We start from the raw sequence: 26,443 nt of genomic DNA, 5'->3' as shown, positions 1-26,443 counted from the left end.
CCCGACCCCCGGTACAGCGGCGCCCCGGGTGGCGGGGGTTCAGCCCGTCGCGCGCAGCGACAGCCGTGCGTAGGCAGGGATCAGCACCCCCCGGGCCGGGCGCCGACCCGCTATCACCAGCTCCGGGAAGCCCCGCAGAACCTCGACCACCGCGCGGATCTCCGCCATGGCCAGCGGCATCCCCAGGCAGAAATGCGGACCCGCCCCGAACCACAGCCGGCGCAGACCGGCGGTTTCAGAGGGATCCCGATCCGGGGAGAACGGGCCGTACGCCCCGGTGCACAGCAGCGTTGCGATCACCACCCGTTCCCCGGCCTCCACCCGGACACCTCCGATCCGTCCCGGCCGGGCCGCGCTGCGCAGCATCACCGGGGTTGGCGAGGTGACCCGCAGTGCCTCCTCCACCAGGGCGTCTGTGATCTGATCCGGCCCCCTGCCCGTGTCATGGGCCAGCGCAATCAGCCGGGGCACAAAGGAGACCAGCGTCTCGGTGCCCGTCAGCAGGAACAGGCCGACCGCGCCCCGCGCCTCGGCCTCGTCCAAGCCCAGTGCGCGCAGTCGCCCCGGCACGGCGGACTCGTCGCCGGCCCGGTAGGCCGCCACTGCCGCCTCGCTCAGTCGGGCCAACGCCGCCCGGGCACGCTCTGTCTGACGTCCGGTCAGCGTCGTCCGCCACAGCCGTACGGACGAGATCACCGCGGCGGCCTCGGTAAAGTCCGCTCCGCCGGCGGGGAGGCCGACCAGCTCGCGGATCACTTCGGCGGCCCCCTCCCGGACCACCCGGACGAAGTCCACCTCCTCGCCTGCCGCCAGCCGCCGCTCCAGCCCGCCGAGCGGAGCGCGCAGTACCCGTTCGCAGACGGCCGCCACACGGCCCGGCGTAAACAGCCCTCCCAGCCGCCTGCGCAGCACCGTGTGCTCGGCACCCTCCAAAGTGATCAGCACCCGCGAGCCGAGCACCGGGCTCCACAGCCCGGCCGCCGCGCCCGGCCCCGTCTTCGTGTATCGCTCGGGGTCCGTCAGCACCTCCCGGGCGAGGCGGGCATCGCTCACCACCACCCCGACCCGCGGCACCCGAACCACCGGGCCGCGGGCAGCGACCGCGCGCACCAGCCGATACGCCACAGGGTGAGCAGCCGTCTGCACCCGCCGCTCCCAGCACTCCCACTCCTCCATCCGGGCAAGGTAGCGCCCCCGCGGCCGCAGGGGACCCGTCGCGCAAGGATCTTGACCTGACTGCGGCGCATCGAAGCCGCGCCGTGCTGCGTACTGGGCGCCGCGCCCTGCGCCGCGGTGAGTTGAAGGAGCCCGCACCACGACGCCGGTACTGCGGACCCAAGACGCCGTCGGCCGCCCAATTCCCGCGCCCCGGCGTTTTCGCTGGCGACGGCTACCGGACACGCTGCGACCGGCGCCGATTCATCATTACGGGGCTGTACCGCCCGGGCAGGCCGTTCAGCCGCCCAGTGATCAGTACCGTGCAGCACGTCCGCTATAGACGGCATGTCCGCGTCGCTTCGCGCGGGCTGCCCTGCACATGCCAGTCGTGGCGGCTCCGGACGAGGCGACGACCGTTTGGCAACGGAGCCGCCGTCCAGGCGGCCACCTCCACGTTGCGTCCGCTGGGCACCGTCAGGCCGCGCCCAGAGCGGGCCGGCGTGACCCTCACAAGATGACCGGTCGGCGGGTCCGGCCCGGTGTGCCGAGTGACGTGGCCCGTACGCCGCGGTACAGGAAGCGCTCGACGCAGGGCAGAGCAAGACCGACTGCTGGCAGCAGGAGGGCCGGCCGCGGCTGGTCTGGGCAGGAGGCCACGGTCCTTGTTCTTGAGCTTGTCGGACGGGGCGGTGGTGCTGGTTGGTGGGTGCGTGGCGTCTACCGGCCGAAGAAGATCTTGGCGAGGTTGCTGGAGGTTGAGGGTGAGGTGTTGTCGATGACGGGGCCGGGGTGTGCGTCGTCGGTGCGGCTCTCGGAGCCATTGACCGCGTCCGGGTACCAGGGGCTGGGGTACGGGTGCTGGGGGTCGGTGATGTTCAGGGGATCGCTGTTGGGGTCGCCGTCCTCGTCACCGCCGTTGCTGCCGTGGCCACTCCCCCAAAGACCGTCGCCACCGTCGCCGCTGGTGGGGGGCTGGGTGTCGCCGCCGTTGGCGGTGTTGTTGCCGATCTTGTCTACCTTGCCGCTCTTGCTGAAGGCGTCGAGGAGGGGGTTGTCGCTGTCGGTGGTGACGTTTGCGGTTGTGGTGGTGGGAGCGGCGAAGGCGGTGGAGGAGAGTGAGGCGCCTGCGCCGGCCAGGAGGGTGGCGATCAGGAGGGGGGCGAGGCGGCGGGTCCTGGTGGCGGGCATGGAGAAGGCTCCTCACGAGAGGTCGTGGATTTCGGGGGTCGGATGTGGTGGGGCGGGTTGCCCGCCTGCCGTCCTTCAGCGTCATCCGTCCCTCCATTGCGCCCCGGCACGGGCCCACGGTCACGGCACGGAAAGTCGGGGCTTGACCGCAAGGCCACCCGGCCGTTCCCGCGCTCTGGCCCGCCCGGCTCGACACCGGAACAGGGCTGCTGCTCGCACGGCTGCCCGAGACCCAGCGCGTCGCCTCGGCGGTGCTGCGGCGGATGCCCCGGTCACCTGGCACCCGCACTCCGAGACGCTGCACGTCAGGCCCTCGCCCTCGCGTGATGTCGAACCGGTGTCGCCCGGGCAGGGGGTCTCGGCGACGGGTGAAAACTGACCGCTGAACGGCGGATCAACGGTGACCCGCCTCGCGATCGTCTGATCATCCTGATCTTCATTGAGGGTCAGGAGGAGAGGGTGATTTCCGTGGAGGACTGGGCTGAGATCCGGCGACTGCACCGGGCCGAGCACATGCCGATCCGGGCGATCGCCCGGCATCTGGGCATCTCGAAGAACACGGTGAAACGCGCCCTGGCCACCGACCGGCCGCCCGTCTACCAGCGTCCGCTGAAGGGCTCGGCGGTGGACGCGTTCGAGCCCGCCATCCGCGAGCTGCTGAAACAGACCCCGACGATGCCCGCCACCGTCATCGCCGAGCGGATCGGCTGGGAGCGCGGGCTGACGATCCTCAAGGAGCGCGTGCGCGAGCTCCGGCCGTCCTACCTGCCGGTCGACCCGGTCTCGCGGACGGTCTACCAGCCCGGCGAGCTCGCCCAGTGCGACCTGTGGTTCCCACCGGTGGACATCCCGCTCGGCTACGGTCAGTCCGGCCGGCCTCCGGTCCTGGTGGTTCAGCAGCCGTACCGCGGTGCACCAGCGGTCGTCCTCGGCGTCATCGGCCGGCAGCGGGCAGGGGGCCGGCGGCGGCAGGGCTGCGGGGGTCGGCCGTGCGGTTGTCGGGGGCGCGTCCACACGGCGCAAAGTATCTGCTTGCTCATACAACAATCACCCCCCACCAGCACCCGGCGCCGACCCGGTCGGTGGCAACCAGGGTGCCGGTAACGGGTGCTGACGCTGTGCCGTCTTCTGGGTGAATCCGAGCCGGCGGCCGAAGAGTTGCTCAAAGAAGGACTCAAATCCGGTAGGAAATCGCAAGCGTGGTGTCACGATCGGGCGTTCGTGCCGAGGGTGTTTCGCGCACACGCGTCTGCCGGTTGTCGGAAGTGAGGATGTCGCCATATGAGGAGCGGCCCGCCGTCGTTCACGCCGCCCTCGCCTTCTGGCCGGAAGGCTCCGCCCCCGCCCCCGCCCCCGCCGCCTGGGGGTGGGGGCGGGTTCGCCGTCGTCCTGCTGATGCTGTCCACGGTTCTGGTCGGGCTCATGGCGGGGCTGTTCTTCGCGTTCGACGTTTCGGTGATGCCGGGGCTGGCGGCCGGGGACGAGCGGACCTACGTCACCGCGATGCGTGCTTTCAACGCGGCCGTCGACGGCAACCCGCTCTTCGGCATGGCCTTCGTGCTGGCTTTGCTGCTGGCAGCCGGTTCGGCGGTCGTCGAGCACCGTGCGGGCCGGCGTACCACCGCCTTGTGGGCGGCGGTGGCCGCCGCGGCGTATCTCGTCGTACTGGTCATCACGTTCGCGGTGAACATTCCCCTCAACAACGAGCTCGCGGACGGCGGTGTCGTCGCGCAGATGACCGACTTCACGGTCGTGGAGAGGTTCAAGTCGACGTGGGTCGCCACGAACATCGTCCGGACGCTGTCGTGCACGACGGCGCTGGCCGCGCTCGCCCGAGCCCTGGTTCTCCACGGCCGCGCCACGCGCTGAGCTGGTCTGTCAGTGCTCAGGTCGCTGATTCAGCCGGTCGTCCGGCCGTCGACGGGGATGTTCAGTCCGTCGGCGAGGGCGGTGAGGGTCGTCCCCAGGGGGAGTGCGACGCGGGTGGCGGCGTGCCGGTCGCCTCGGGTCGGGTCCCGGTTGACGATCAGTACGGGCTTTCCGGCCTGAGCCGCCTGGCGGACGAACCGGAGGCCGGACATCACCGTCAGCGAGGAGCCCAGGACCAGGAGTGAGGTCGCCGCATCGACCAGTTCACGGCAGCGCTCGACCCGGCGCGGGGGAACGGTTTCGCCGAAGAACACCACGTCCGGCTTGAGGATGCCGCCGCACTCCGAGCAGGGCATGACGGTGAAGTCTGCGACCTGTTCGTCGGTGAGGTCGGCGTCACCGTCCGGATTCAGTCGGGCGGCCACGGGCTCGAAGCCCGCATTGGCCTCTTCCAGCCTCCGGGCGAGTTCCCGGCGCGTGCTGGAGGCGCCGCAGGAAAGGCAGACGACCCGGTTCAGGCTTCCGTGGAGTTCCACCACGTCCTTGCTGCCGGCGGCCTGGTGCAGGCCGTCGACGTTCTGGGTGATCACTGCCGAGAGCAGGCCGTGCCGCCCGAACGCGGTCACGGCCCGGTGCCCGGCGTTGGGCCGGGCGCGGCCGAAGGCGCGCCAGCCGAGGTGACCGCGTGCCCAGTAGCGGCGCCGGGCATGTGCACTGGTGGTGAATTCCTGGTAGGTCATCGGGGTGTGGCGGCGCAGGCTTCCGCCCTCGCCCCGGTAGTCGGGGATGCCCGACTCCGTGGACAGGCCCGCCCCGCTGAGCACCAGTACGCCGCCGGTCCGGAGCGCGTCGGCGACCGGCTCCGGATCCGTGGTGCCCGGCAGCAGGTCCTCGGTGGGGGTCCAGCTCAGTGTGGGGCGCGTGCGCATGCAGCCAGCGTACGGAACCGGCCGGACACCGGCGCGGAACCGTGCCCCCGTGTGCCAGGTGCCGGTGATCACAGGCTCCTGCCGTCCGTGGGCGCCCGCGTAGGCTGGCGGGGCCTTCCGTATCCACTGCCGAATGGAGTCGCCGCCTTGCTGACCGCTCTCACCGGTGCCTACGGGGACCGGGCGGACGCCATCACCGTCGCCGGCCGCACCGCTTCCTACGAGGAACTCCTCGGTGCGGCCCGCGCCGTCGCAGCGGACCTCGCCGGCAGTCACCCGCCCGCGTTCGCGGTGACGGCGACGCCCTCGCTGGAAACGGTGGCCGCTGTGGTCGGCGGACTCCTCGCCGGCGTCCCGTGCGTTCCGCTGCCGCCCGACGCGGGGCCCGTCGAGCGCGGTCACATCCTGAACGATTCCGGAGCCCGCCTCATCGAGGTCGACTTCGCCCGCCGCTCCACGGCCGCCCCCGTCCCCGCCGCTCCGGTGCGGGGGGCGGAGGATCCAGCGCTGATCCTCTACACCTCCGGTACCACCGGCGCCCCCAAGGGCGTGGTCCTCAGCAGTGCCGCGATCACCGCCGACCTCGACGCCCTCGCCGAGGCCTGGCAGTGGAACGCCGCCGACACCCTCGTTCACGGTCTGCCCCTGTTCCACGTCCACGGCCTTGTCCTCGGCGTCCTCGGCGCCCTGCGGACCGGCAGCCGCCTCGTGCACACCGGCCGCCCCACCCCCGACGCCTACGCCGCGGCGGGCGGCAGCCTGTACTTCGGGGTGCCCACCGTCTGGTCCCGCATCGCCGCCGACCCGCAGGCCGCCGCCGCCCTGTCCGGGGCCCGGCTTCTGGTGTCGGGCAGCGCGGCTCTGCCCGCGCCGGTCTTCCGTGATCTGGAGCGCCTGAGCGGGCACCGCACCGTCGAGCGGTACGGGATGACCGAGACCCTGATCACCGTCAGCGGCCGGGCGGGAGGCCACCTCCACCCGGGCACGGTGGGGACCCCGCTGCCCGGCATCACCACCCGCATCGCCGCCGAGGACAGCGCGGAGATCGGCGAACTCCAGCTCACCGGGCCCACATTGTTCACCGGCTACCTGAACCGGCCCGAGGCGACCGCCGCGGCCTACACTCCCGACGGCTGGTTCCGCACCGGGGACATCGCCGCCGTCGACGAGAGCGACGGCGTGCACCGCATCGTGGGCCGCGCCTCCACCGACATGATCAAGTCCGGCGGATACCGGATCGGAGCGGGCGAGATCGAGAACGCCCTGCTGGACCACCCCCACGTCAGCGAGGCGGCCGTGGTCGGCGTCCCGGACGCGGACCTGGGCCAGCGCATCGTCGCCTTCGTCGTCGCCCGGCAGGTCACCGGGGCCGAGCTCACCGACTTCGTCGCGGCACACCTGTCGGTCCACAAACGGCCGCGCGAGGTCCGCTTCGTCACCGCCATCCCGCGCAACGCCATGGGCAAGCCGCAGAAGCGGCTGCTCCTGAGCGACGAGGGCCGGCCCCAACCCTAGCGACCCGTCAGAAGGGGCTCCGGCCGGCGAGCCGGGTGCGGTCCGACCACGCCGGACATGGGCGTCCGCCCCGTTTCCCGGTGCCTGGCGGCGCAGGTGAGCACCAGCCCGGCGCCGCTGTGGGCGTGGACGTGCGCGTTGGTGACGAGCTCCGACACCGTCAGCAGGACGGAGTGCGCCGTGTCGGGGGCGTCCGTCGTCCACTGGAGGGAGTCCAGGCGTTCCGCGGTCCACCGGCGGGCCTCGCGCACCCCGCGGTGTACCGGGAAGGACGTGGCCCACCCCTTGGCACGCATGGACACCGCGTTCACCTCGCTTGCGCTCTCGTGTGACGCCGGACCGGGCCGGACAGGTCGGGACGCGGGACGCGTCTCAGGACCGGCCCGCCCGGTGCCGGGCACGGTGCCCGCCCCTGCGGTGGACGAGCAGCAGGGCCAGCGCCATGGGCGCGATCAGCAGGACCATCGTCGTCATGGGAGTGCTCCTTCCCTCGTAGTCCGTCCCCTCCTGCGCGTGTGGCCGCTATGGGGCCTCCGAAACCCCCGGGTTGTTCCGCCCCGGCCGCGTCTCCCCCGCCATCTCGTGAGCGGTGAGCGAGCCGGCCACGGCATCGGCCATGGCATGGGCCATGCGCTGGTGGAAGCGCCACAGGAGGGGGTCGCGGGGGCTGGGTGCGCCGAAGTAGCCCTGCGGCGTCACACTGCGGGCGTGCTCGCCGCCCTTTCGCCATTCGGCCAGGTCCGCCGGCCCGAGGCCCGTCGGCTGAAGTCGGGTCATGGCGTCGTAGTCGACGAGCTCGGGGAACCAGCGCATCATCAGCGCGCTCTCGATCTCTTCGGCATGGACGCCGAGTTCGCCGGTGAGTTCCAGGCCCTCGAACAGCGGCTGCATGGCGAACGTGGCCAGGGCGGATGTCTTCGCCGCCCCGCCCAGGCGGTCGGCGATGAAGTCGGGCTCGATGAGGACGACTCCCGTGCTGCCCTCCTCATGCCGGCGCGTGACGACGTCGAGGAGCATCCGATGGTGAGCGATGTCGCCCTGATGGTTGATCACGAAGATGTGCTGGAACCCGTCCGTGGCGAGGGATTCCATGATGTCGAAGTGCAGCGCGGCCGCGGTCTCGGGGCGCGTGCGGAACGTCCCGGCGAAGGCACCGGAAACCTGATTGATCCCTCAGAACACAGGCGGGGCGATCAGCGCCGGTGCCCCCTGCCGGTCGAGCTCGTCCTTCACCATCCGGCACAGCTGGTAGGCGCCGTACGCGTCGGTGCCCAGCGGCAGATGGGGGCCGTGCTGCTCGATGACACCTGTGGGCAGCAGGACGCATGCGCCGGCGGCAGCAGCCGCCGCCTCCACCTGCGGGTATGTAAGGTCGGCCATCGTCCCTGCGAAGAGCGAGTATCCGCTGTGCATGTACCTCCCCCGTAAGCGATGTCATGACCGGCCTGGTCACCGATCATGATCATTTTTGCCAGGACGCGCAGCCGCACACGAGCGGCACCTACGCCGGAAATCACACCCGCGCCTTGTAGGGAGATCACAAATGGCCTCCACGAGACGGAGACGGTGTGGGCGGCCGGCAGGGCTGGACGGGGGAGGCCGTAGGGTTCCGCCTCGTGCACTCACTTGAAATATCCGACCTGATCACGGCGGTGGACCCCCGCACCGGCCACCGGCTCCCCGTCCAGCGCGCCGAGGTGATCCGCCGGCTCCGCGAGAGCGGTGACGAACGCGCCGCGAGGATCGTCGCCGGGCTGCCCGCCGGCCCGGACGGGGTGCTGGACCCCGACGCCGTGGACCGGCTCCTGATCGGCGTGCACACCGAGCTCCAGCGGCTGAGCGAGGAACTCCGGATCGGCGAACGCCTGGTCCAGCTCCTCGGCCCGGTCTTCACCGCGATCCGGGAGACCGACGGCCGGCAGGGCGGCCCGTACCGGCTGGTCGATGTCGGCTGCGGCCTGGGCTACCTCGTCCGCTGGCTGGCGGCCACCCACGCCCTGGGTGCGGATGTCGAGCTGGTCGGCGTCGATCTCGATGCAGCGCTGGTCGGTGAAGCCGGCCACCTCGCCCGCGCGGAGGGGCTGAACTGCCGCTTCGTCCACGGCAACGCCTTCGACCTGCCGCAGGCGGCCACCGTCTACGTCTCCACCGGCGTGCTGCACCACTTCCGCGGCCCCGCCCTGGCCGAGTTCTTCCAGACCCAGGCCGCCTCACCGGCACAGGCCTTCTGCCACTTCGACATCGCCGCGACCCGCCTGGCGCCCATCGGTGCCTGGATCTTCCACCGCGCCCGGATGCGCCACCCGCTCGGCCGCCACGACGGCGTCGTCTCCGCACAGCGCGCACACAGCGACGAAACACTGCTGTCGGCCGCCGCCGCACCCGGCATCCGGCCCCTGCTGTACGAGCCGCGCGGCGCGGCGAACCCGTTCTGCACCACCCTGCGCCCGGTCATCGGAGTGCGCCCGCACCTGGAGGCGCCGCTGCGCCGGGCCCTGGGACGCTCCGCCCGCCGCCTGGTCGGCCCCGAGCACCTCACCGAGGCCAACCGATGACGTGCACCCTGCCCCTCGTCCCCCTCGCGCTCCTTCTCCTGGGTCTTCTCGACGCGACGTTCAGCGGCTTCCGTGCCTATGCCGGCCGCGACGCCCGCATCCGCAAACACCGGGCCACCGCCCGGGCCGCCCTGCGCGGGCTGGCCCTCGGCACCGTCCTGCTGCTTGCCCCCGCACTGACCGCCGCCGGCCTGCTGCTGACCGCATCCGACCGGGCCCGGACCTACCACACCCTGACCGCCGGAGGCCTCGGCTACCTGCTCCCGCTCACCGCCTACGCCACCGCCGTGCTGCTCTCCCTCGCCGCCTACTTCCTCCTGCCGTTCCGGGCCAGCACCCTCGCCATGGTCATCGGCCTCGGCCCGTTGACCCTGCTGCGCCCGCTCGCCGTGGCCGCCGCCTGCCTCGGCGCGTTCCTGGGCGGCGGATGGCCCGCCCTGCTGGTCGGCGCGATCGCGGGCGCCGCCGTCCTCGGCGTGGAACCCGCGGTGCACCGGCGCTGGTACCGGCACGTGCTGTGACACCCGGGCGGGTCCGAAGGCCGGGGTTCCCTGCGAAGATCACGAGATGGACGCCGCCTCTGCCACCCCCGCCCCTTCCTCCGCCTCCGCTGATGCCCGGTACCGGCGGGCCGTTGCCTTCCGGGCCCTGCACGAGGGCCCCGGCCCGTTCGTGGTGGCCAACCCGTGGGACGCGGGCAGCGCCCGCATCCTGACCGGGTTCGGGTTCCCGGCCCTCGCCACCACCGGAGCCGGCCTGGCCCACAGCCTGGGCCGCCCCGACGGCGCGGGCGCCCTCAGCCGCACAGAGGTCCTCGACAACGCCCGCAGCATCGTGGAGGCCACCCGCCTGCCCGTCACGGCCGACCTGGAGAGCGGCTTCGGCCCGACCCCCCAAGACGTCGCCGACACCATCCGGGCCGCCGCCGCGACCGGCCTGGTCGGCGCCTCGATCGAGGACTCCACCGGAGACGACGAGGACCCCGTGCGCCCCCTGTCCGAAGCCGCGGAGCGGGTGGCGGCCGCCGTCGAAGCGGCCGAACGGCTCGACTTCCCCTTCACCATCACCGCCCGCGCCGAGAACTTCTTCCACGACCGGCCCGACCTCGACGACACCATCGCCCGTCTGAAGGCCTATCAGGAAGCCGGCGCCCACGTCCTGTACGCGCCGGCCCTCCCCGACGCCGACGCGATCCGCGCCGTCTGCTCCTCGCTGACCCGCCCGGTCAACGTCCTCATGGGCGGCGCCCTGAACCTGTCCGTCGCCGACCTCGGCGCCCTCGGGGTGCGCCGCATCAGCACCGGCTCGGCCCTGTCCCGGGCCGCACTGGGCGCCCTGACGAGGGCGGCCCGCGAGATCGCCGGGTCGGGCACCTTCGGCTTCGGCGCGGACGCCCTGCCCTACGCCGACGCCAACACCCTCCTCACTCCGCGAAACGCCCCCCGCTGACCACCCCCGCCATCACGGCCCCGGCCTCCGCCCGGACTTCCGGCCCGGCCCCGGCACCGTCCCTGGCCCCGCCATCCGCCTCCGCCACCGGCCGGGCCCCGGCCTCCGTCTCCGGGCCCGTTTCCGGCAGGCCCTGGGCCCGGTAGCGGCCGGGCGTGGTGCCGAACTCGCGGCTGAAGGCGTGCGAGAGGGCGTACGGGCTGCCGTAGCCGACCCGCCGCGCCACCGCGGCCAGCGGCTCCTCGGACCCGCGCAGCACCGCCGCGGCCAGACTCAGCCGCCACCAGGTCAGGTACGCCATCGGGGGCCGGCCCACCAGGGACGTGAAACGCCGCGCCAGGGTGGGCCGGGACACCCCCACCTGTGCCGCCAGACGCTCAATGGTCCACGGTGCGGACGGGTCCGCGTGCAGGGCCCGCAGCGCGGCGGCAGCCACCGGATCGCCCAGCACTGCCGACCACGTCCCGCTCCCGCCCTCGGTCACCCAGGAGCGGATCATGTAGACGAGCAACAGGTCGAGCAGGCCGGGCACCGCGATGCCGGAACCAGGCCGCTGCTCGCCCAGCTCACGGCCCAACAGGTCGATGGCAGACCTTAGTTCCGGCCGCGCCCCCACCCGGGAGGGCAGGTGCACGACCTGCGGCAGCTCCGCCATCAGAGGGTGCGCCCGGCTACGGTCGAGCCGGTACTTGCCGCACAGCATCTCCACCACAGCGCCCTCGGCCGGAGCCCTCGCCCCAGCCGCCACACCCACCCCATCCGACCGACCAGATCCACCGCCCGTCCCCGCCCCCGGCCCGCCGCGCCGGCCCGCCCCAACCGCCGGCCCCGGTACGCCTGTCGTGCGTGCCGCGTCCCACTGTTCGAACGGCACAGCCCGCTCCAGCTCCCGCGCACCGGCCGGACGGTCGGCGATCACGTGGCCTGTCCCGTGCGGCAGCAGCACCGCGTCCCCCGCGCCCAGTGAAAGGGGCGCACCGGCGCCGTCGGGCAGCAGCCAGCAGCTGCCCTCCAGCACGATGTGGAACCCGGCGCCGTCGTACGGGTCCAGGCGGGCGCACCAACTCCCCTTCACCCGCACCCTCTGCGAGGAGGGCCGCCCGATCCGTACGGTCGAGATCGCATCGCTCACCACGTCCATCCCGCCACGCTACCGGGCCGCCGACCCCGCATGAGACGCCCGCGTATCGGTATGAGCCGGGCGGGCATTGAGGAGCTCACCGGCTTCTTTCTAGGGTCGGAGCATGACGAATGAGAACACACAGTCGATCTGGCTGGGCGATGTCGAGGTGATCCGGGTCCGCGAGTGGCAGGGCTTCTTCACCTCCGCCCGCGACTTGGTGCCGGACTCCTCCGGGCTGTGGGAGGACAACGGGCACTGGCTGGCCCCGGACCACTGGCAGCCGGAGCAGGGCCAGGCGGTGATGGCCCTGCAGTCCTGGGTCCTGCGCAGCGCCGGACAGACCGTCCTGATCGACACCGGGGTCGGCAACGGCCGCGAACGCCCCCACACCCCCCATTTCCACCACTGGCAGGCCGACTTCCTGGGCGCCCTGGCCAGCGTCGGAGTCCACCCGGAGGACGTCGACGTCGTCGTCAACACCCACCTCCACGCCGATCACGTCGGCTGGAACACCCACGACGTGGGCGGAGAGTGGGTCCCGGCGTTCCCCCGCGCCCGCTACCTCATCCCCGCCGCGGACGACTTCCACTTTGGGCCCGGCAACTCCCGTGGAAAGGGAAGGAACCCGGACGACGGTCTGGTCTACGAGGACAGCATCGCGCCGGTCCACCAGGCCGGACAGGCCGTGCTGTGGGACGGCGCCCACCGCATCGACGAACACCTCACCCTGGAGCCCGCCCCCGGCCACACCCCCGGCTCGTCCGTCCTGCGCCTGGCATCCCGAGGTGAGCGGGCCGTGTTCGTCGGCGATCTCGTGCACAGCCCGGTGCAGATCGTCCAGCCCTCCTGCAACAGCTGCTTCTGCATGGACCCGGTACAGGCGGCGGCCAGCCGCCGCCGCGTCCTGCAACGGGCAGCGGATGAGAGGGAACTGGTCGTACCCGCCCACTTCGCCGGCCCGGGCGCCCTGAACATCCGCGCCACCGCCGACGCCTTCACCCCCGCCCGCTGGGCCTCCTGGCCCGCTTCCCACGACACGGCCGCCCCGCAGCACTCCTGACCCGGCCGCCCCGCCTAGGTCTTGTCGTCGGTGGTGGCGAGGGCGGCTTTGTAGTCGTGGGGGGCGGGGAGGTCGGCGAGGGTCCAGCCGGGTGGGTGGGCCGGGGCGGGGTGGCTGCCGACGTAGGGGTGGGTGAGGCCTTGGGCCAGGCCGGTGCCGGTGGCCTTGAGGACGGCTTCCTTGCGGGCCCACAGGCGGGCGAGTGCGGTGGGGCGTTGTTCGATGGCGAGGGCGTTCAGCTCGGCGGTCTCCGCCGGGTGCAGGGCGTTGATGACGTCCGCCACCGCCTGCGGGCTCGGGATCGCCTCGATGTCGACGCCGACGGGTCGTGCGGCGAGGGCGAGGTAGGCCATGTCGCCGCTGTGGGAGAGGGAGAAGTGGAGGGCGGCGTCGGCCACGGCGGGGCGGCCGTGCGGGGCGCCGCAGCACGGGCAGTCCTCCCGGATCAGGCGTATGTCCCGCGGGGCCAGCCCCAGGTGGCTGCCGAGGAGGACGCGCAGCCCGAGGTGCGAGGCGAGGTAGCGGTGGCGGTCGGCGGGCTGGACCATGCGAGCGGCCCGGCCGCGTTCGTCCGCGTCGAGTACCGCGCCGGCCTCCTGGACGGGCCGTCCGCCGACGACGTCCGCCGTGGTGCTCCAGGACCACACCGACACGCCCGCGCCCGTGGGGGGCGGCCCGGTCCGCGGTGTCTGGCTGCCGAGTTGCTTCACGTGGTCGATCACATGACCGAGGGTAGACCAGTCGGTCGGTCCGTGGTCTGCCGTACTGTTCTTCATGGCGCCGGTGGTGTGAGTACGGTCTGCGTATGCACTTGAACGCATTGGAGCAGCAGCGAGGGCACGTGCTGCTGATAGCGGGTGATGTGGCTGTGCGGCGGCGTACGGTGCAGCTGGCGCCGAGCGCGAACCTTGCCGCCCTGGCGATGGTGCCCGCTTCCGCCTTGTTGGACAGCGGGCTTCCCAGTGACACGGTCTGCCTCGACGGCGCGCGTGATCCGAACACCGTGCTGACGCGGCTGCGTACGGCTGCTGCCACGCCGGGGCCGCTGCTGGTCTACCTTTCGGGCCGTCTCACGGTGGACCGTCGGGGCCGGCGTCTGCATCTTGCGCTGGCCGGCACGACCGCGGCCTCGGTGCGCTATACCTCGCTGCCCTGGGAGTGGCTGGGCAGCGAACTGCGTGCCCGCCCCGCCGGGCTGACGACGGTGCTTCTCGATCTGGCCGCCGACAAGGAGGCCTGGCCGCTGCTGCAGGAGTACGGCAGTCTGCCGGCCTCGCCCTCGGCGGAGGTGTACGGGGTGATCTGCCCGCCGGCTTTCGCCCCGGCGGCGGGCGCCGCGGTGAGCGGATACACCCGGCACTGGATCGAGCAGCTGCGCCGCGGCCCGGGTCGGCCCGGCAATGTCCAGCTGCATGCCCTGGCGGTTTCGGCTGCGGCGCTGCCTCCGGGGACCGTGGTCCTGCCGACCGCCCGCGAGCTCGGCATGCGTCCCGGACCACAGCAGGAGCCTCACTACTTCCAACAGTCCCACCAGTCCCAACCTCCGCGGCAGCCGCAGCACCCCGCCCCCGTCCCCACCCCCGCGTCGACCGCCGAGCCGGAGCCCGTGCCTGATCCCGCGGCCGTCTCCGGGCCGGTTTCCGCTTCTGGTGGCGATCCGCGGCCTCACATTCACGCACTGGCCACGGCGGGTCGTCACGTGGAGGCGGCACAGCTCGCTCAGGCGTGGGAGGAGTACGTTCTGCAGGCCTGTGGCCACGCCTCTTCGGAGGCGACCGGGTGGGTGGAGATCCGTGCTGATCTGGCGCGGATGGCGGGCGATTTCCCGTTGGCCACCCGGCTGTGGATCGGCGCCGGCCAGGCTCGGCTGGCCCGTCAGGGTGCTGATGCCCCGGAGGTGCACGCCGCGGCGGCCGGTGCACTCTACTGCTGGGCTCAGGTCAGGGACCGGCCTCTGGCGCTGGAGTTCGGGCCCGGGCTGGTCGCACTCCTGGGCGCGTTGCCGTTGGCGGATCCCCGTCACCTGCTCCTTGCCGAACAGCGGCTGCAGGCGCTGCGCACCGCCGACCGCCCCCGCGCCCTTCACCGGTAGTACCCGGGGAGCGCACCGGGGGCGGCCGTCTCGCGGGCCAGGTGGCAGACCTGTCCGTCCATCCGGAACGGTCAGGGGTGGCGGGTGTGCCGGAAGCGGCTGCGGTATTCGGTCGGGGTGGTGTTCAGTTTCCGGCGGAACGCGCGGATCAGGGTGTCGGGGGTGTTGAAGCCGCACGCCGAGGCGACCCGTTCCAGGGTGTCGTCGGTGGACTCCAGCTGGTTGCGTGCCGCCTCGACGCGGGCCGATTCGATGTAGGCGGCCGGGGTCATGCCCAGTTCGGTCTTGAAGATGCGGGTGAGCTGCCGTTCGCTGACATGGGCGTATGCGGCGAGATCGGTGACGGTGAGCCGACCGGTGATGTTGCCGGTGATGTAGTGGCGGAGGTCGTCCATGCGCCGCGTCGTGGAGACGGGCTCGATCGGGACGCTGAACTGGCTCTGCCCGCTGGGACGCTTGAGGTACATCACCAGCTGCCGGGCGACGCGCAGCGCGACCGTCTCGCCGAAGTCCTCGGCGACCAGCGCCAGTGACAGGTCCAGGCACGCGGTGATCCCCGCTCCGGTCCACACGTCCTGGTCGCGGATGAAGATGGGGTCGGCGTCGACCTCGACCGCCGGGTGGTCGGCGGCGAGCTGCTGCGCGGTCGACCAGTGGGTGGTGGCGCGCTTGCCGTCCAGGAGTCCGGCGGCCGCCAACAGATGCGCCCCCACGCACACCGACGCGATGCGCCGGGACCTGCCCGCCAGCTCCTTCACCCAGTGCACCACGGCCGGATCGGTGACGGCATGGACGCGGGCGAGTCCGTCGACTTCGACCGAACCGGGCACCATCAGGGTGTCGATGCTGCGCGCGGCCGCGTCGGCGAAGGTGAGGTCGGGCAGGATCCGTACCCCGGCGGAGGTGGTGACCGCCTCCATCGTCTCGGCGGCCAGCACCACCCGATAGCCCTGCGCGCTGCCGGTCTCCCGCCGCAGCAGGGCGAACACCTCCGGGGGGCCGGTGACGTCGAGCAGGTCGACGCCGTCGAAGAGGAGCACGACGATCAACCGGGTCGGGCTGCTCACTGCGATATCCGTCCAATCGGAGGCGCGGGGTGGAGGCGGGGGAGGGGCGGGCCGCCCCCGGAGCCGGGGCCCCGGGGGCTCGGGGGCTCGGGAGCCCTGGGCTGTGGCTTTCCGCCTTCCGCTACGGCGTCCAGCCTTCGGCCGGGATGTTGATGGTGAACGCCCCGGCGCTGAACGACAGCCCGAACGCGCACACCAGGCCCTGGCCGCCGGCCCGCCGGACCGGTTCGGCGACCATCAGGGGTACGGAGCAGCCCAGCGTGTTGGCGTAGTCGCGCAACACGTTGTAGGAGGCGGCGACCGCCGGGCTGTCGCGGTCGATGAGGAATCCCTCGCACAGGGCGTCGAGGATGCGGGTGGATCCGGTGTGCATGAAGAACACCGACGCCTGGGTCGGGTCGCCCAGTGTGCACGACGGGTCGTCCAGGACGGCGCCGATGGTCTGCTTGGCGTAGTGGGATCCGCGTTCGGTGACGTCGGGGCCGAGGGTGTAGAGGTGGCGCCCGTGGGCCGCCTGGACCACGGGGATGTCGGAGCCGCCGTCGGGGACGGTCCCCAGTTCGGTGTCCTCCGGCACGTCGTTGGTCAGGTTCTTCACCGGCCCGAAGGAAGGGCCCTTGCCGTGGGCGGCCAACACCATCGCCACCGACGCGTCGGCGAACAGGAACGAGTGGAGGGCGTCCACGGTCGACTGCCGCCGGTCGGGCGCCACTTCGCTGAAGTGCCCGTAGCGGCCGGACAGCGGCGGAGACAGCGGGGTGATGGCCTCAGTGAACACGGCCAGGACCCGCTTGCGCGGGTTCACCGCCAGGTACCAGCGGCAGGTCTCGACGACCTTCGCCATGGCCGAACAGCCCATGTACGCGATGCTCAGGTTCGCCACGTCGCGGGGGAGTTCGGGCATGCGGGCGATCACGTCGCACACCAGAGACGGCAGCAGCCGGCCCGGACTGGACGTCACGCCGAGGACCAGACCGATCTCGCCGGGATCGACGCCGGACTTGGCCAGCGCGGTGCGCGCGGACCGGGCGGCCAGGTCGGCGGTGGCGATCTCCAGCTTCGGCTCGGCGCCGCCGAACACGACGTCGGGGTAGTTGGAAAGGACGGAGTGCCGCTTGCCGATGCCCAGGCCGCCCACCATGTCCAGGAGGCGATCGGAGAACAACGGGCGTGCTGCATCGCGGAGTTCGTCGGTGGTGAAGACGGGCCGCGGCAGTTGGGCGGCGACCGCGAGGAGGACCGGATCGGCCTCGGCGGGTGCGGGCATGGAAGTCACCTCAGCAGGCTGGCGGGGACGGGGTCACAGGACATCAGGCGGGCTTGGAGGCGCAGATCACGCTGTGCGCGGGAATCGTGTCGGCGGGGAAGGCGGTGATGTCCTGCTCGGTCACCGACGCCACGGTGAACCCGGCCTCCTCGATCCACGCGACGTAGGCGGCCGTCTTCTGCGGACCGCCCTGCGCCATGGTGCAGCCCAGGAAGTACGCCGGGAAGAATTCCTCCACCCCACCCCCGCCCTGTACGGGATACACCAGGTGCATCGCGTACAGGATGCCGCCGGCCGGCAGCGCCTTGCAGGCGTTGCGCAGGATCCGTACCGCGTTCTGCCGGTCCCACATGTCCGGGAAGTGCTTGATCGTGATGACGTCGAACCCGGCGGGAATCGCGGCGAACGTGTCACCGCCGATGAACGCACAGCGCTCCTCAAGGCCGGCCTCCTTGAAGGTGGCCAGGGCCGCACTCTCCTTCTCCGGCAGGTCGAAGCAAGTGATGTGCAGGTCCTTGTCCGGGTGGTGGCGGTGGGCCGGAGGGGCCGCCCGCCCGCGCGGTCAGTCGCCCGTACCGGAGCCGTCCTGCCCGCACCGCGGGTCGCGCTGCCCGCCCAACTGCCCGAGGAGCCGGTTGTCCAGACACTGCGTCAGGCAGGGCACACCCTCGGTGTCACCCGACCCGCGCGCACTGCCGAGCATCCGCGCGGCGAGGCTGCGGTGCGTGGCCTTCCACTGCTGGTGCCGCTGCTCGAGCCGGCCCTGCGCGGTGTGGAAGAGGTTCCAGTCCGTCCAGCTGAAACGGGCCCTGCGGCGGAGATCGAGATACGCGCGCGTCACCGTGTCGTGGCTCGCGTCGTGCGCCTCGGCCCGTACGCCCGGAACACTCGTGAACGCGGCCGACCCCAGACGCTCGGCGGGCGGAAGGCCGCACAGGATCTCGAACCGCTTGTACTGCTCGGACTGAACGGCACTCGCGCCCTGAGTGAACTCCCGGAACCCGGAGAAGTGCTCCGGCCGCATCGTCGCGACCAGCCGGAACAGCACCGAGGCCCGCTCGAACGAGGCGGCCGCCCGGTCCACACACGTGGCCGCCGGTTCCAGGCAGCCGTCGCGCAACGCCGCGATCGCCGCCCGCATGTCCTGCGCGATCGCCGTGAACACCATCTCGTGGGCCTGCAGGGCCCGCATGAAGAAGTACTCGTCGTGCAGTACGTACACGGGCTGCACCGTCACGTCGAACCAGCGCCCCGCATCCGTCGCGGCGGGCCGGGGAAGCAGGCCGGCCATCTGCGGGGTCAGGTCCTCGAGGTTCAGCCCGTCGACGCCCGGCCCGTCGTGGTCGTGCGCCACGAACCGCAGGGCGTGACGCAGCCGCTTGCGCAAGGTCGCCGCCCCGGGCCGGTCCCGGTCGGCGTCCGCCGGTTCCTTCGGCGCGGCCGCGGTCTGCATCTCGAAACGCGCCACGTCGGATATCAGCCAGGTGGCCAGCCGGTTCGGCCCCGGAGCGTGCCCCGGCTCGTCCGCAATGAGCTCCAGCAGCGGCAGGGAAAGATACGTCCGGTTCCAGTAACGGTCCTCGTGCTTGTCGAGCAGGCAGTCGAGAAAAGCCTGAAGAAAGGGCCGGCGAGCCGTGGCGTGCCGGCGCCGGATCTCGCTCAGCTGAATCAGGAACGGCTGCGGCAGAAAATGCTTCCCGGCCCGCCTCACCTCCTCCGTGATCGCCCGGGCCAGGTGAATCCCGTCCAGATCACCGTCCACATGCCCGGCGGCCGCCCACCGCTCCACTTCCCCGAAGGTCGATGCGCGCGGCCCGACGCGAGGCTGATCTGCACTTTGCTGTGCACGGCATTCGGAATTCATCACCCATCGTCTCCTCGCTCCGGCGGGCCTCACACGCTCCGGGCGAGGCAGGAGATTTCAGTAGGCGTGATCGAAAGCCCTCGCGTCATGTCTCGCATATTCGTGTCTTGACACATGGCGACCGCCGGGCGGGGAGCCCCCGGCCCGGGGCGTGACACGGTCCCGGACGACACCCCGCCGAACCGTCCGTGCCGCCTCCGACCTGCGGATACGCGATGGACGCAGCGGCTCTGGAGGGCGTATGGTCCCCCGACGCTCCCGCTACGGTGAGCGGTGTATCGCAACTCCGTACCCGTGGGGGGTCCCTCGTCATGTCCGCAACCAGCGGGTTGAAGCCACGCCCGTCCCTGCCGGCCCGGACACCGCAGGCGCCGCGGCTCCTGTCTGCCGCCGTGGTGGTGCTGCTGGCCGCGGTCATCCTGACCGACCTGTTCTCGCTGTACGCCGGGACGCGGGCCTACTACCTGCTCGACTGGGAGGGCGGCTTCGCGCATGCCTCCATGGAGGACTGGGACGCCGCCGACACCCTGTACCGGCGCGCCTGGATGTTCCAGCAGTCGGCCGTCATCGTCTGCGGCATCGTGTTCATCGCCTGGTTCCACCGGATGTACCGCAGTGCGGTGGCGCTCGCGCCGGACCGCCTGGGCATCGGGACCGGCTGGGCGATCGGAGCCTGGCTGTTCCCGGTGGTCAACCTCTGGCGGCCGTTCCGGATCGCCCTGGACATGTGGGGGGTCTGCGTACCGGCCCCGGATCCGGCTCCGGCCCCGGGAGAGCCGGGCAAGGCGGCGTTCTGGCCGGTGGGCCTGTGGTGGGGGCTGTTCACCGCCTCGGGGGCGTTCAGCCAGTACACCGTGTGGACGTACGGCCGCGCCGAGGCGATTCCGGACATGCGGGACGCCACGGTGCTGCTGATGGCGGCCGACGTCCTGGACATCGTCGCGGCAGCGGCCGCGATCCACTTCGCCGTCCGCCTGACGTCGATGCTCCGGCGCCGCACCTCCTGAGGCGCGGCCTGCGGCCGCCCGGCGCGGCCTTGGACACCGCCGGCCGCCGGGGTCGACCGACCCTGCGGCGGGGTCGACGTCCGGCGGGGGTCAGAGCCGCCGGCCCGGTTCCCGCCCGGCACCATCGCGGGTCCGCATCGACAGCGGCGCGATCCTGCCGAGCAGCACGAGCCGGTGGCGTACGGCCATGACGACCACCGCCGTCGCGAGGATGACCACCCCGCCCAGCCGCAGGATCGCGTCGTAGGCCTCCTCGGGCGGCCGCTCCGGAGTCATCGCCGAGATCGCCGCCGCCGTGCCGGCCAGGGCGATCGCACCCAGCGTGACCAGGAACGTCAGCAGAACACCCGATGCCTCCCCGGCCCTGGCCGGCGCGACGACCTGCTGCGTGGCCACGCTGGAGAAGGTCCAGCCCAGCCCCAGACCCAGGCCGCACCACGCGAACACCGGCACGTACAGCCACCAGGCGCTGACCTGGGCCAGTGCGTACATCCCCGTGCCCGCGACGGCCCCGGCGAGCGCCATCACCGCAGTCGGCCGCATGTGCCGGGCCAGTCGCGCCCCGAGCGGCCCGCTGAGGGCCACCAGCAGGGCCGGGGCCAGGAACACCGTCCCGGCCAGGAGCGGTGAGAGCCCGCGTACGCCCTGGAGGTAGAGCGTGGCGAGGAAGACGGTGACGCCGTAGCCCATGTTCGAGAGCGAGCCCATCCCGGTCACCAGGACGTACGGGACGTTACGGAACAGCCGCAGATCGATCAGCGGATGCCGGGCCAGCCGCTCGCGCACCACGAACAGCGCGCCGGCCACCACCGCCACCGCGAAGAAGCCGAGGGTACGGGCACTCGCCCAGCCCCAGGCGTCCCCGCGCTCCACGGCCAGGGTGAGGGCGGCCAGCGCGCACACGACCAGCGCGCAGCCCAGGAGATCCAGCTCGCGCGGCGCCGACGTGTCGCGCGAATCCGGCACGTACGCGAGAGCGACGAGCAGCGAGAGCAGACTCAGCGGCGCCATCAGCCAGAAGATCCACCGCCAGCCCGGCCCCTCGGTGAACCCGCCGCCCACGAAGGGCCCGAGCGCGGTCCCGATGTTGGCGATGCCGAACACGGCTCCCAGGGCCCTGGCGCGGCTCTCCTCGGGAAACGTGTTGGTGATCACGGACACCGACACCGGGAAGACGAACGCCGCGCCCACCCCCTGCGCGATCCGGGCCGCCACCAGCCAGCCCAGGCCGGGAGCCAGCGCGCAGCCCACGGAACCGGCCGTGAACAGGGCGGTCCCGGCCAGCAGGGTGCCCCGCCGTCCGAAGACGTCCCCCACCCGGCCGCCGATGATGAAGAAGCAGCCGATGGCGAGCATGTACGCGGACAGGGTCCACTGCGCGGCCGAAACCGTGACGCCGAGCTCCGCCGCGATACCGGGAAGGGCGAGGTTGAGGGCGAAGAAGTCGAGCTGGATGCAGAACAGCGCGACGGCGACGGCAACGAAGGCCCCCGTCTTCCGTGCGGCCGCCGAGGACTCAGCGCGCATGAGGGCGTTCCTCTCAGCCGACACCGCCGGGACACCGCCGATGCCCCCACGCATGCCCTGGTCCCATTGTGGAACGACCCGTCACGCCCCGCAGTCCGGCCGAGGCCACCGAGGCCACCGAGGCCACCGAGGGCCCCGCCGCCCGTAGACCGGTGCCCGTCGCTCGGCCTTCCGGTCGAGGGCGAAGTCACCGCCGTCATCGACCAGGAGACCGGGGGCCGGGCGGCGGCGGGGGAACGGCACAGGGCACAATCCTGCACTGTGACGATCACCGCGCGTGAACTCAACCGGGCAACCCTGGGCCGCCAGTTGCTGCTGAACCGCGAGCCGTTGGCCGTACCCGAAGGGGTGCGGCGCGTGGTCGCCCTCCAGTCACAGCACCCGGCCTCGCCGTACCTCGCCCTGTGGAACCGGCTCGCCGGTTTCGCTCCGGCCGAACTCGACGCCGCCTTCACCGAGCGGTCGGTGGTCAAGGCGACCCTGATGCGGATCACCCTGCACGCCGTGCACGCCGGGGACTACCCGGTCTTCCGCACGGCGATGGAGCCCACGCTGTACGCCTCCCGCCTCGGCGCCCGCTTCGCCGTCGCCGGGCTGACCCCCGCCGACGCCGGAGAACTGCTGCCGGACCTGTTGGCCTTCGCCCGCCGGAGGCGGACCTCGGCCGAGATGCAGGCATGGACCGGGGAGCGGCTCGGCGCCGAGCAGAGGGACGGGGCGTGGTGGGGGCTGAAGGCATACGCGCCCCTGCACCACGCCCCGACGGATGCGCCGTGGTCCTTCGGCCTCCGCCCGTCCTTCATCGCGGCCGAAACCGGACCCGTGCCCGTTTCCCTGCCCGTTCCCGCGGACCGGGCGGGGGAGTCCGAAGCGCTGCAGGCCCTGATCCTGCGCTATCTGGCGGGATTCGGACCCGCATCGGTCGCGGACGTGGCGCAGTTCGCCCTGGTGAAGCGGGCGCACGTCCGCGCGGCACTCCGCGCCCTGGACGCGGTGGTCGAGCAGCTCCAGGGACCGGACGGCGGTCCCCTGTTCGACCTCCCGGGCGCCCTGCGGCCGCCCGCCGAAACCCCCGCCCCTCCCCGGCTCATGGCCATGTGGGACAGCATCCTGCTGGCCTACGCCGACCGCAGCCGCGTGATACCCCCGGCCTACCGCCCCCTGGTGATCCGCCGCAACGGCGACGTACTGCCCACCCTGCTGGTGGACGGTCACGTCGCCGGCGTGTGGCGCCCGCTGCAGGGCGGCATCGAGGCCACGGCCTTCCACCCCCTGTCAGCCGCCACCTGGGACGGGCTCGCCGCGGAAGCCCACTCCCTGACGGCCCTCCTCGACGACCGCGAGACGGCCGTCTACAGCCGCTACCACCACTGGTGGGCCAAACTCCCCGACGCAGACGTTCGCATGCTCTGACCGGCTATCCCGCGCCTGCTGCCTGCTGCCTGCTGCCTGCTGCCTGCTGCCTGCCGCCCGCCGCCCGCCGCCCGCCGCCCGCCGCCTGCCGCCCGCCGCCGCGGCAGGGGCTGCCCTCCTGGGGGCGGGCATGCCCCTGCTTGAATGACCGGATGGATCCCGACACGTTCCGGGCCCTGCTGACGGACGAGGGGCAGAGCCTGCTCGCCGTCCTCCAGGCCACCGGCCCAGCCGAGGAACCCGTGACGGTGGCCGCCCTGTGCCGGGCCCATCCTGCCGAGCTGGTGGCGGCGGCCCGGGAACAGGCGCGGCTGCGACGGCAGGCCGCGGCGAAGTTCGGCAGGCACGCGCCGCGCCTGTACTTCACCCCGGACACCGTGGAGCTGTCGTCCCACCTGGCCGTGTCCGACTACAAACTGGACCGCGTCCTGGACGAGATCGGCGTCGTGATGATCGACGCGATGGGTCTCGGCAGCGGTGCCGACGCCCACGTACTGGGCTGGTCGCACGCCACGAGCGCGGTCGACGGGGACCGGCTGACCGTCGAGATCGCCGCGGCGAACCGGAAGGGGATGGACGAGCCGATGCTCGGCCTGACCTGTGCGGACGTCACCACGTTCGACTGCCAGGGCGAGGCCGTCTTCATCGACCTGATGCGGCACGCCGGCCCGGACGGGGGCCACGACCCCGAGCGGTACGACCCGCCGCTGTCCCGGGCACTGGAGCGGCTGCACACGACCGGGGCGGGCTGGATCAGGCTGACACCGGGTGTTCCCGACCAGGCCGTGCCCGACCTCGGCCGGGCCCACGAGGCCGAGTGGATCTCCTACGACGGCCACATCCAGGAGGCGGTCCTGTGGTTCGGCCTGGACGGACTGCGTACCCCTCAGCCCACCACGGTGCGCAAGCCACGCTGCTGCCCGCCGGTGAGTCCCTCACCGGACGCGGCCTGCCGCATCCGGCTGTGCGGCCGGCCGGCCGCTACCTCTACGCACCGGACCCCGCCGTCGCCCACGCGCGGCTGCTCGCCGAGCTCTCCGAGGACCTCGCCGCGGGCCTTTTGGACGAGGACGGCACGCTCCTGACCTCCGACGCACTGCGGCCCACCCCCTTCGCAGCCGCGTACGAGGTCACGGAGGTCCTGCCGTTCGGCAGCGCCGGGCTGAAAACCGTGCTGCGCGAGCGCATGGTCGGCCGGGTGACGGTGGCGGCGACTCATGGCCATGGCCTGCAGAATGAAGCGGACGCGTTCCGCCACGACCTGACTCCCCAGGACCCCCGGGCGGCAACGGTGTTCGTCGCCGGGCCCGCATCCCGCCCCATCACGCTGATCACCAAGCCCGCCCCCGCCGCACACAAGCCCTGAACGGGGGGCGCGGGCACCGTCCCGGCGGTGTTCCTAGGGCGCGGTCGCGGCGGATCCGGAGTACTTCCTGATGAGCTCGTAGGAGCCGAGGCGGTCGCGGAAGGCGTAGACGGGTGTGGTCAGCATCAGTTCGTCCGCTCCGGTCTCACCGGCCAGTTGCGCCAGCCGGTTCACGACGGTCTCCGGCGTCCCGACGGCCTGTTGCGCACGGAATCCTGCCAGGGCCTGCCGCTCCTCGGCCGTGAAGGGGTGGGTGGCGGCCTGCTCGGGCGTGGGGAAGGGGGTCTGGCTCAGTCCCTTGAGGAGCCCGGCTTTGACGACGTTCATCGGTCCTGCCCGCCAGGCGGCTTCCTCTTCGGTCTCGGCGCACACCGCCTCGACGCACAGCAGTACCCGGGGCCGCTCGCACCAGCGGGAGGGGGTGAACCGGGTCCGGTAACACTCCAGTGCGGCACGGGTGTTGTCCGGCCGGATGTGGTGGGCGATCGCGACGGGCAGGCCGAGGGCGGCGGCGAGGGCGGCTCCTGCGGGGCTGGAGACCAGCAGCCATGGCTCGGGCAGCGGGCCGAGTGCGACCTCGTCGACCAGGAACGACAGGATCGCCGTGATGTCGTCGCGGTATTGGGCATCGGTCGCCGGCCCGGCTCCGCGGCGGAGTGCCCGTGCGGTCGCCTCGTCGAAGGTGCCGGGACCGCGGCCGATGCCCAGGTCGATGCGGTCCTCGTGCAGGGCGGCCAGCGTCCCGAACTGCTCCGCCACGGTGATGGGCGCGTGGTTGGGGGCCAGCACGCCGCCCGACCCGGGCCGGATGACCGAGGTCGAAGCGGCAGCGTGCGCCGTCAGCACCACGGGCGGGAACGCGCCGATCGCGGGGGAGTGGTGGTGTTCTGCGTACCAGATCCGGTGGTAGCCCAGCCGTTCCACCCCCTGCGCGAAGGCCGCGGTGTCCCGCAGGGTCTCCACGGCGCGCGTGCCCGTCTGGACCATCGCGACTTCCAGTGCTGAAAGAGGTATGTCGAGCATGCCGCCAGCATAGGGATCATGCGCGCGGGCGAGGGCGGCGATGATCGCTTTCCCGCCACTGCGACGTCACAGCGCTAGCATCGGGACCCATGATCGTATGGCTCAACGGCACCCACGGCGCAGGCAAGACGACGACCAGCGCACTCGTGCAGCCACTGATCCCGGATTCACGGGTGTTCGATGCCGAGAAGGTCGGCGAGACACTCATGGACATCACGCCGGGGCTGCCGGGGACGGACAACTTCCAGCACTGGCCGCCGTGGCGGCCGCTCGTCGTCGAAACCGCCCGCCGCGTACTCGACTACACCGGCGGCACCCTGGTGATGCCCATGACGGTCCTGGTCGAGCAGTACTGGCGCGAGATCAGCACCGGCCTCGCCCAACATGCCATCCCGGTACGACACTTCGTCCTCCACGCCGACCAGGACACCCTCCGCGGGCGCATCGAGGGGGACACTCTTCTCGGCCCCTCCCCGTTCCGTCTCAAATACCTCGAGCCCTACGCCGAGGCGGCCCGCACCTGGCTGCACCGCGAGGCCGAGGTAGTCGACACCACGCACCTCACGCCGGCCCAGGCCGCCCTGCAGATCACCGAGGCCGTCGGGAGTTGAGGTGATCCTCTGCCGGGAGCACAAGCGCCTCTTCGTGTTGCACCGGTTCGACCCGGACGGGCGTCACACGGGGTCGGAGACGGGACGGCGGGGCGGGGCTCACGGGTGCGTGCCCAGGAACAGGGCGGCCAGAAAGGGAAGCCGTCGGATCATTTCCCTGTCGTCGTCGAAGTCGAAATCCTCGCCCATGTCGACCACGTTGCCGCCCTGTGCATCCGCCCCGCGGAACCCGTGCCAGGCTTCGTAGAAGGCATCCGCATCGCCGGTGATCCGTTCGAACGCGCCGCTGGCCGCATAGTTCACGTCCTCGTAGAACAACACCTCGCAACGGTCCCGGAGTGAGCTTCCCCCGAGATGCGG

23 protein-coding genes and 4 pseudogenes are annotated in these 26,443 nt (G+C 72.2%); 13 read left to right on the top strand and 14 right to left on the bottom strand.

Going from position 1 to position 26,443, the window contains the following annotated elements:
• Positions 1–39: 39 nt before the first annotated feature.
• Together OG332_RS00990 and OG332_RS00985 are read right to left on the bottom strand one after the other, a co-directional pair.
• A complete protein-coding gene (locus tag OG332_RS00990; RefSeq protein WP_327411619.1) occupies positions 40–1,176 on the bottom strand; it encodes a cytochrome P450 in 1,137 nt (378 codons plus the stop codon).
• Between the two features lie 699 nt (positions 1,177–1,875).
• On the bottom strand, positions 1,876–2,346 hold the full coding sequence (locus tag OG332_RS00985) for a hypothetical protein (RefSeq protein WP_327411618.1): 471 nt from the start codon (positions 2,344–2,346) through the stop codon (positions 1,876–1,878).
• Between the two features lie 459 nt (positions 2,347–2,805).
• On the opposite strand from OG332_RS00985, the pseudogene OG332_RS00980 reads away from it, so the two are divergent.
• Positions 2,806–3,216 (top strand): annotated as a pseudogene (locus OG332_RS00980) (helix-turn-helix domain-containing protein); the annotation flags it as partial.
• Positions 3,217–3,741: 525 nt separating this feature from the next.
• Complete coding sequence (locus OG332_RS00975; protein WP_327411617.1) at positions 3,742–4,215, top strand: DUF1772 domain-containing protein; 474 nt, start codon at positions 3,742–3,744, stop codon at positions 4,213–4,215.
• Between the two features lie 29 nt (positions 4,216–4,244).
• Here OG332_RS00975 and OG332_RS00970 read toward each other — a convergent pair whose 3' ends face one another.
• Positions 4,245–5,144, bottom strand: coding sequence for an NAD-dependent protein deacetylase (locus OG332_RS00970; RefSeq protein WP_327411616.1), 900 nt, complete (start codon positions 5,142–5,144; stop codon positions 4,245–4,247).
• Positions 5,145–5,291: 147 nt separating this feature from the next.
• Here OG332_RS00970 and OG332_RS00965 point away from each other — a divergent pair, with 147 nt between their 5' ends.
• Positions 5,292–6,659, top strand: coding sequence for an AMP-binding protein (locus OG332_RS00965; RefSeq protein ID WP_327411615.1), 1,368 nt, complete (start codon positions 5,292–5,294; stop codon positions 6,657–6,659).
• A gap of 95 nt (positions 6,660–6,754) precedes the next feature.
• Here the strand turns inward: OG332_RS00965 and OG332_RS00960 are convergent.
• Together OG332_RS00960 and OG332_RS00955 are read right to left on the bottom strand one after the other, a co-directional pair.
• Positions 6,755–6,955 (bottom strand): annotated as a pseudogene (locus OG332_RS00960) (ATP-binding protein); the annotation flags it as partial.
• Between the two features lie 226 nt (positions 6,956–7,181).
• Positions 7,182–8,039: pseudogene (locus OG332_RS00955) on the bottom strand (creatininase family protein).
• A gap of 236 nt (positions 8,040–8,275) precedes the next feature.
• On the opposite strand from OG332_RS00955, the gene OG332_RS00950 reads away from it, so the two are divergent.
• The 3 genes from OG332_RS00950 to OG332_RS00940 are packed head-to-tail and all read left to right on the top strand — an operon-like array spanning position 8,276 to position 10,663.
• Positions 8,276–9,214: a class I SAM-dependent methyltransferase gene (locus OG332_RS00950; protein WP_327411613.1), complete on the top strand. Its 939-nt coding sequence runs from the start codon at positions 8,276–8,278 to the stop codon at positions 9,212–9,214.
• On the top strand, positions 9,211–9,735 hold the full coding sequence (locus OG332_RS00945; RefSeq protein WP_327411612.1) for a hypothetical protein: 525 nt from the start codon (positions 9,211–9,213) through the stop codon (positions 9,733–9,735). The genes OG332_RS00950 and OG332_RS00945 overlap by 4 nt, the downstream gene beginning before the upstream one ends.
• 46 nt (positions 9,736–9,781) lie before the next feature.
• A complete protein-coding gene (locus OG332_RS00940) occupies positions 9,782–10,663 on the top strand; it encodes an isocitrate lyase/PEP mutase family protein (protein ID WP_327411611.1) in 882 nt (293 codons plus the stop codon).
• Between the two features lie 136 nt (positions 10,664–10,799).
• Here the strand turns inward: OG332_RS00940 and OG332_RS00935 are convergent.
• Positions 10,800–11,804: pseudogene (locus OG332_RS00935) on the bottom strand (AraC family transcriptional regulator); the annotation flags it as partial.
• Between the two features lie 103 nt (positions 11,805–11,907).
• Between OG332_RS00935 and OG332_RS00930 the strand changes: the two are divergent.
• Positions 11,908–12,846: an MBL fold metallo-hydrolase gene (locus OG332_RS00930; RefSeq protein WP_327411609.1), complete on the top strand. Its 939-nt coding sequence runs from the start codon at positions 11,908–11,910 to the stop codon at positions 12,844–12,846.
• Between the two features lie 14 nt (positions 12,847–12,860).
• On the opposite strand, the gene OG332_RS00925 is transcribed toward OG332_RS00930, so the two are convergent.
• Positions 12,861–13,622 (bottom strand): 4'-phosphopantetheinyl transferase family protein, encoded by a 762-nt coding sequence (locus OG332_RS00925; RefSeq protein WP_327411608.1) that lies wholly within the window; start codon positions 13,620–13,622, stop codon positions 12,861–12,863.
• Between the two features lie 29 nt (positions 13,623–13,651).
• On the opposite strand from OG332_RS00925, the gene OG332_RS00920 reads away from it, so the two are divergent.
• Entirely contained in the window at positions 13,652–14,938 is a 1,287-nt protein-coding gene (locus tag OG332_RS00920) for a hypothetical protein (protein ID WP_327411607.1), read from the top strand.
• A 71-nt stretch (positions 14,939–15,009) separates the two neighbouring features.
• Here the strand turns inward: OG332_RS00920 and OG332_RS00915 are convergent, their stop codons facing one another.
• The 4 genes from OG332_RS00915 to OG332_RS00900 all read right to left on the bottom strand — a co-directional run bounded on the left by OG332_RS00915 (position 15,010) and on the right by OG332_RS00900 (position 19,061).
• Positions 15,010–16,005 carry a GlxA family transcriptional regulator gene (locus OG332_RS00915; protein WP_327411606.1) on the bottom strand — a complete coding sequence of 332 codons (996 nt, stop codon included), beginning with the start codon at positions 16,003–16,005 and terminating at the stop codon, positions 15,010–15,012.
• Positions 16,006–16,126: 121 nt separating this feature from the next.
• Positions 16,127–17,272, bottom strand: coding sequence for a 3-oxoacyl-[acyl-carrier-protein] synthase III C-terminal domain-containing protein (locus OG332_RS00910; RefSeq protein ID WP_327411605.1), 1,146 nt, complete (start codon positions 17,270–17,272; stop codon positions 16,127–16,129).
• A 43-nt stretch (positions 17,273–17,315) separates the two neighbouring features.
• Positions 17,316–17,777: a methyltransferase gene (locus OG332_RS00905; RefSeq protein WP_327419064.1), complete on the bottom strand. Its 462-nt coding sequence runs from the start codon at positions 17,775–17,777 to the stop codon at positions 17,316–17,318.
• Positions 17,778–17,834: 57 nt separating this feature from the next.
• A complete protein-coding gene (locus tag OG332_RS00900) occupies positions 17,835–19,061 on the bottom strand; it encodes a tryptophan 2,3-dioxygenase family protein (RefSeq protein WP_327411604.1) in 1,227 nt (408 codons plus the stop codon).
• Positions 19,062–19,447: 386 nt separating this feature from the next.
• Between OG332_RS00900 and OG332_RS00895 the strand changes: the two genes are divergently transcribed.
• Positions 19,448–20,143 carry a DUF4328 domain-containing protein gene (locus OG332_RS00895; RefSeq protein ID WP_327411603.1) on the top strand — a complete coding sequence of 232 codons (696 nt, stop codon included), beginning with the start codon at positions 19,448–19,450 and terminating at the stop codon, positions 20,141–20,143.
• 90 nt (positions 20,144–20,233) lie between these two features.
• On the opposite strand, the gene OG332_RS00890 is transcribed toward OG332_RS00895, so the two are convergent.
• Positions 20,234–21,724, bottom strand: a complete 1,491-nt coding sequence (locus tag OG332_RS00890) for an MFS transporter (RefSeq protein WP_327411602.1) — start codon at positions 21,722–21,724, stop codon at positions 20,234–20,236.
• Between the two features lie 207 nt (positions 21,725–21,931).
• Here OG332_RS00890 and OG332_RS00885 point away from each other — a divergent pair, with 207 nt between their 5' ends.
• The 3 genes from OG332_RS00885 (at position 21,932) to OG332_RS00875 (ending at position 24,449) form a co-directional block, all read left to right on the top strand.
• Positions 21,932–23,083: a winged helix DNA-binding domain-containing protein gene (locus OG332_RS00885; protein ID WP_327411601.1), complete on the top strand. Its 1,152-nt coding sequence runs from the start codon at positions 21,932–21,934 to the stop codon at positions 23,081–23,083.
• 152 nt (positions 23,084–23,235) lie between these two features.
• Entirely contained in the window at positions 23,236–24,168 is a 933-nt protein-coding gene (locus tag OG332_RS00880; RefSeq protein WP_327411600.1) for a hypothetical protein, read from the top strand.
• Positions 24,144–24,449, top strand: a complete 306-nt coding sequence (locus tag OG332_RS00875; RefSeq protein ID WP_327411599.1) for a THUMP-like domain-containing protein — start codon at positions 24,144–24,146, stop codon at positions 24,447–24,449. The genes OG332_RS00880 and OG332_RS00875 overlap by 25 nt, the downstream gene beginning before the upstream one ends.
• 33 nt (positions 24,450–24,482) lie before the next feature.
• Here the strand turns inward: OG332_RS00875 and OG332_RS00870 are convergent, their stop codons facing one another.
• Entirely contained in the window at positions 24,483–25,472 is a 990-nt protein-coding gene (locus tag OG332_RS00870) for an LLM class flavin-dependent oxidoreductase (RefSeq protein WP_327411598.1), read from the bottom strand.
• 89 nt (positions 25,473–25,561) lie between these two features.
• Here OG332_RS00870 and OG332_RS00865 point away from each other — a divergent pair, with 89 nt between their 5' ends.
• Positions 25,562–26,083: an ATP-binding protein gene (locus OG332_RS00865; RefSeq protein ID WP_327411597.1), complete on the top strand. Its 522-nt coding sequence runs from the start codon at positions 25,562–25,564 to the stop codon at positions 26,081–26,083.
• 99 nt (positions 26,084–26,182) lie between these two features.
• Here the strand turns inward: OG332_RS00865 and OG332_RS00860 are convergent, their stop codons facing one another.
• Positions 26,183–26,404: a hypothetical protein gene (locus tag OG332_RS00860; RefSeq protein WP_327411596.1), complete on the bottom strand. Its 222-nt coding sequence runs from the start codon at positions 26,402–26,404 to the stop codon at positions 26,183–26,185.
• Between the last annotated feature and the right edge of the window lie 39 nt (positions 26,405–26,443).

Origin of the sequence: Streptomyces sp. NBC_01233 (genome assembly GCF_035989305.1) — a bacterium.
Lineage (GTDB): Bacteria > Actinomycetota > Actinomycetes > Streptomycetales > Streptomycetaceae > Streptomyces.
The sequence above is the reverse complement of the archived record's forward strand: the minus strand, read 5'-3'. Positions and strand labels throughout refer to the sequence as shown.

Excerpts from the sequence above, each read along its gene's own strand:
- OG332_RS00970 (WP_327411616.1), bottom strand. The coding sequence starts at position 5,144 with ATGCGCACGCGCCCCACACTGAGCTGGACCCCCACCGAGGACCTGCTG.
- OG332_RS00975 (WP_327411617.1), top strand. The coding sequence starts at position 3,742 with ATGCTGTCCACGGTTCTGGTCGGGCTCATGGCGGGGCTGTTCTTCGCG.
- OG332_RS00945 (WP_327411612.1), top strand. The coding sequence starts at position 9,211 with ATGACGTGCACCCTGCCCCTCGTCCCCCTCGCGCTCCTTCTCCTGGGT.
- OG332_RS00940 (WP_327411611.1), top strand. The coding sequence starts at position 9,782 with ATGGACGCCGCCTCTGCCACCCCCGCCCCTTCCTCCGCCTCCGCTGAT.
- OG332_RS00985 (WP_327411618.1), bottom strand. The coding sequence starts at position 2,346 with ATGCCCGCCACCAGGACCCGCCGCCTCGCCCCCCTCCTGATCGCCACC.
- OG332_RS00895 (WP_327411603.1), top strand. The coding sequence starts at position 19,448 with ATGTCCGCAACCAGCGGGTTGAAGCCACGCCCGTCCCTGCCGGCCCGG.
- OG332_RS00870 (WP_327411598.1), bottom strand. The coding sequence starts at position 25,472 with ATGCTCGACATACCTCTTTCAGCACTGGAAGTCGCGATGGTCCAGACG.
- OG332_RS00925 (WP_327411608.1), bottom strand. The coding sequence starts at position 13,622 with ATGAAGAACAGTACGGCAGACCACGGACCGACCGACTGGTCTACCCTC.
- OG332_RS00930 (WP_327411609.1), top strand. The coding sequence starts at position 11,908 with ATGACGAATGAGAACACACAGTCGATCTGGCTGGGCGATGTCGAGGTG.
- OG332_RS00890 (WP_327411602.1), bottom strand. The coding sequence starts at position 21,724 with ATGCGTGGGGGCATCGGCGGTGTCCCGGCGGTGTCGGCTGAGAGGAAC.
- OG332_RS00910 (WP_327411605.1), bottom strand. The coding sequence starts at position 17,272 with ATGCCCGCACCCGCCGAGGCCGATCCGGTCCTCCTCGCGGTCGCCGCC.
- OG332_RS00865 (WP_327411597.1), top strand. The coding sequence starts at position 25,562 with ATGATCGTATGGCTCAACGGCACCCACGGCGCAGGCAAGACGACGACC.
- OG332_RS00990 (WP_327411619.1), bottom strand. The coding sequence starts at position 1,176 with ATGGAGGAGTGGGAGTGCTGGGAGCGGCGGGTGCAGACGGCTGCTCAC.
- OG332_RS00920 (WP_327411607.1), top strand. The coding sequence starts at position 13,652 with ATGCACTTGAACGCATTGGAGCAGCAGCGAGGGCACGTGCTGCTGATA.
- OG332_RS00880 (WP_327411600.1), top strand. The coding sequence starts at position 23,236 with ATGGATCCCGACACGTTCCGGGCCCTGCTGACGGACGAGGGGCAGAGC.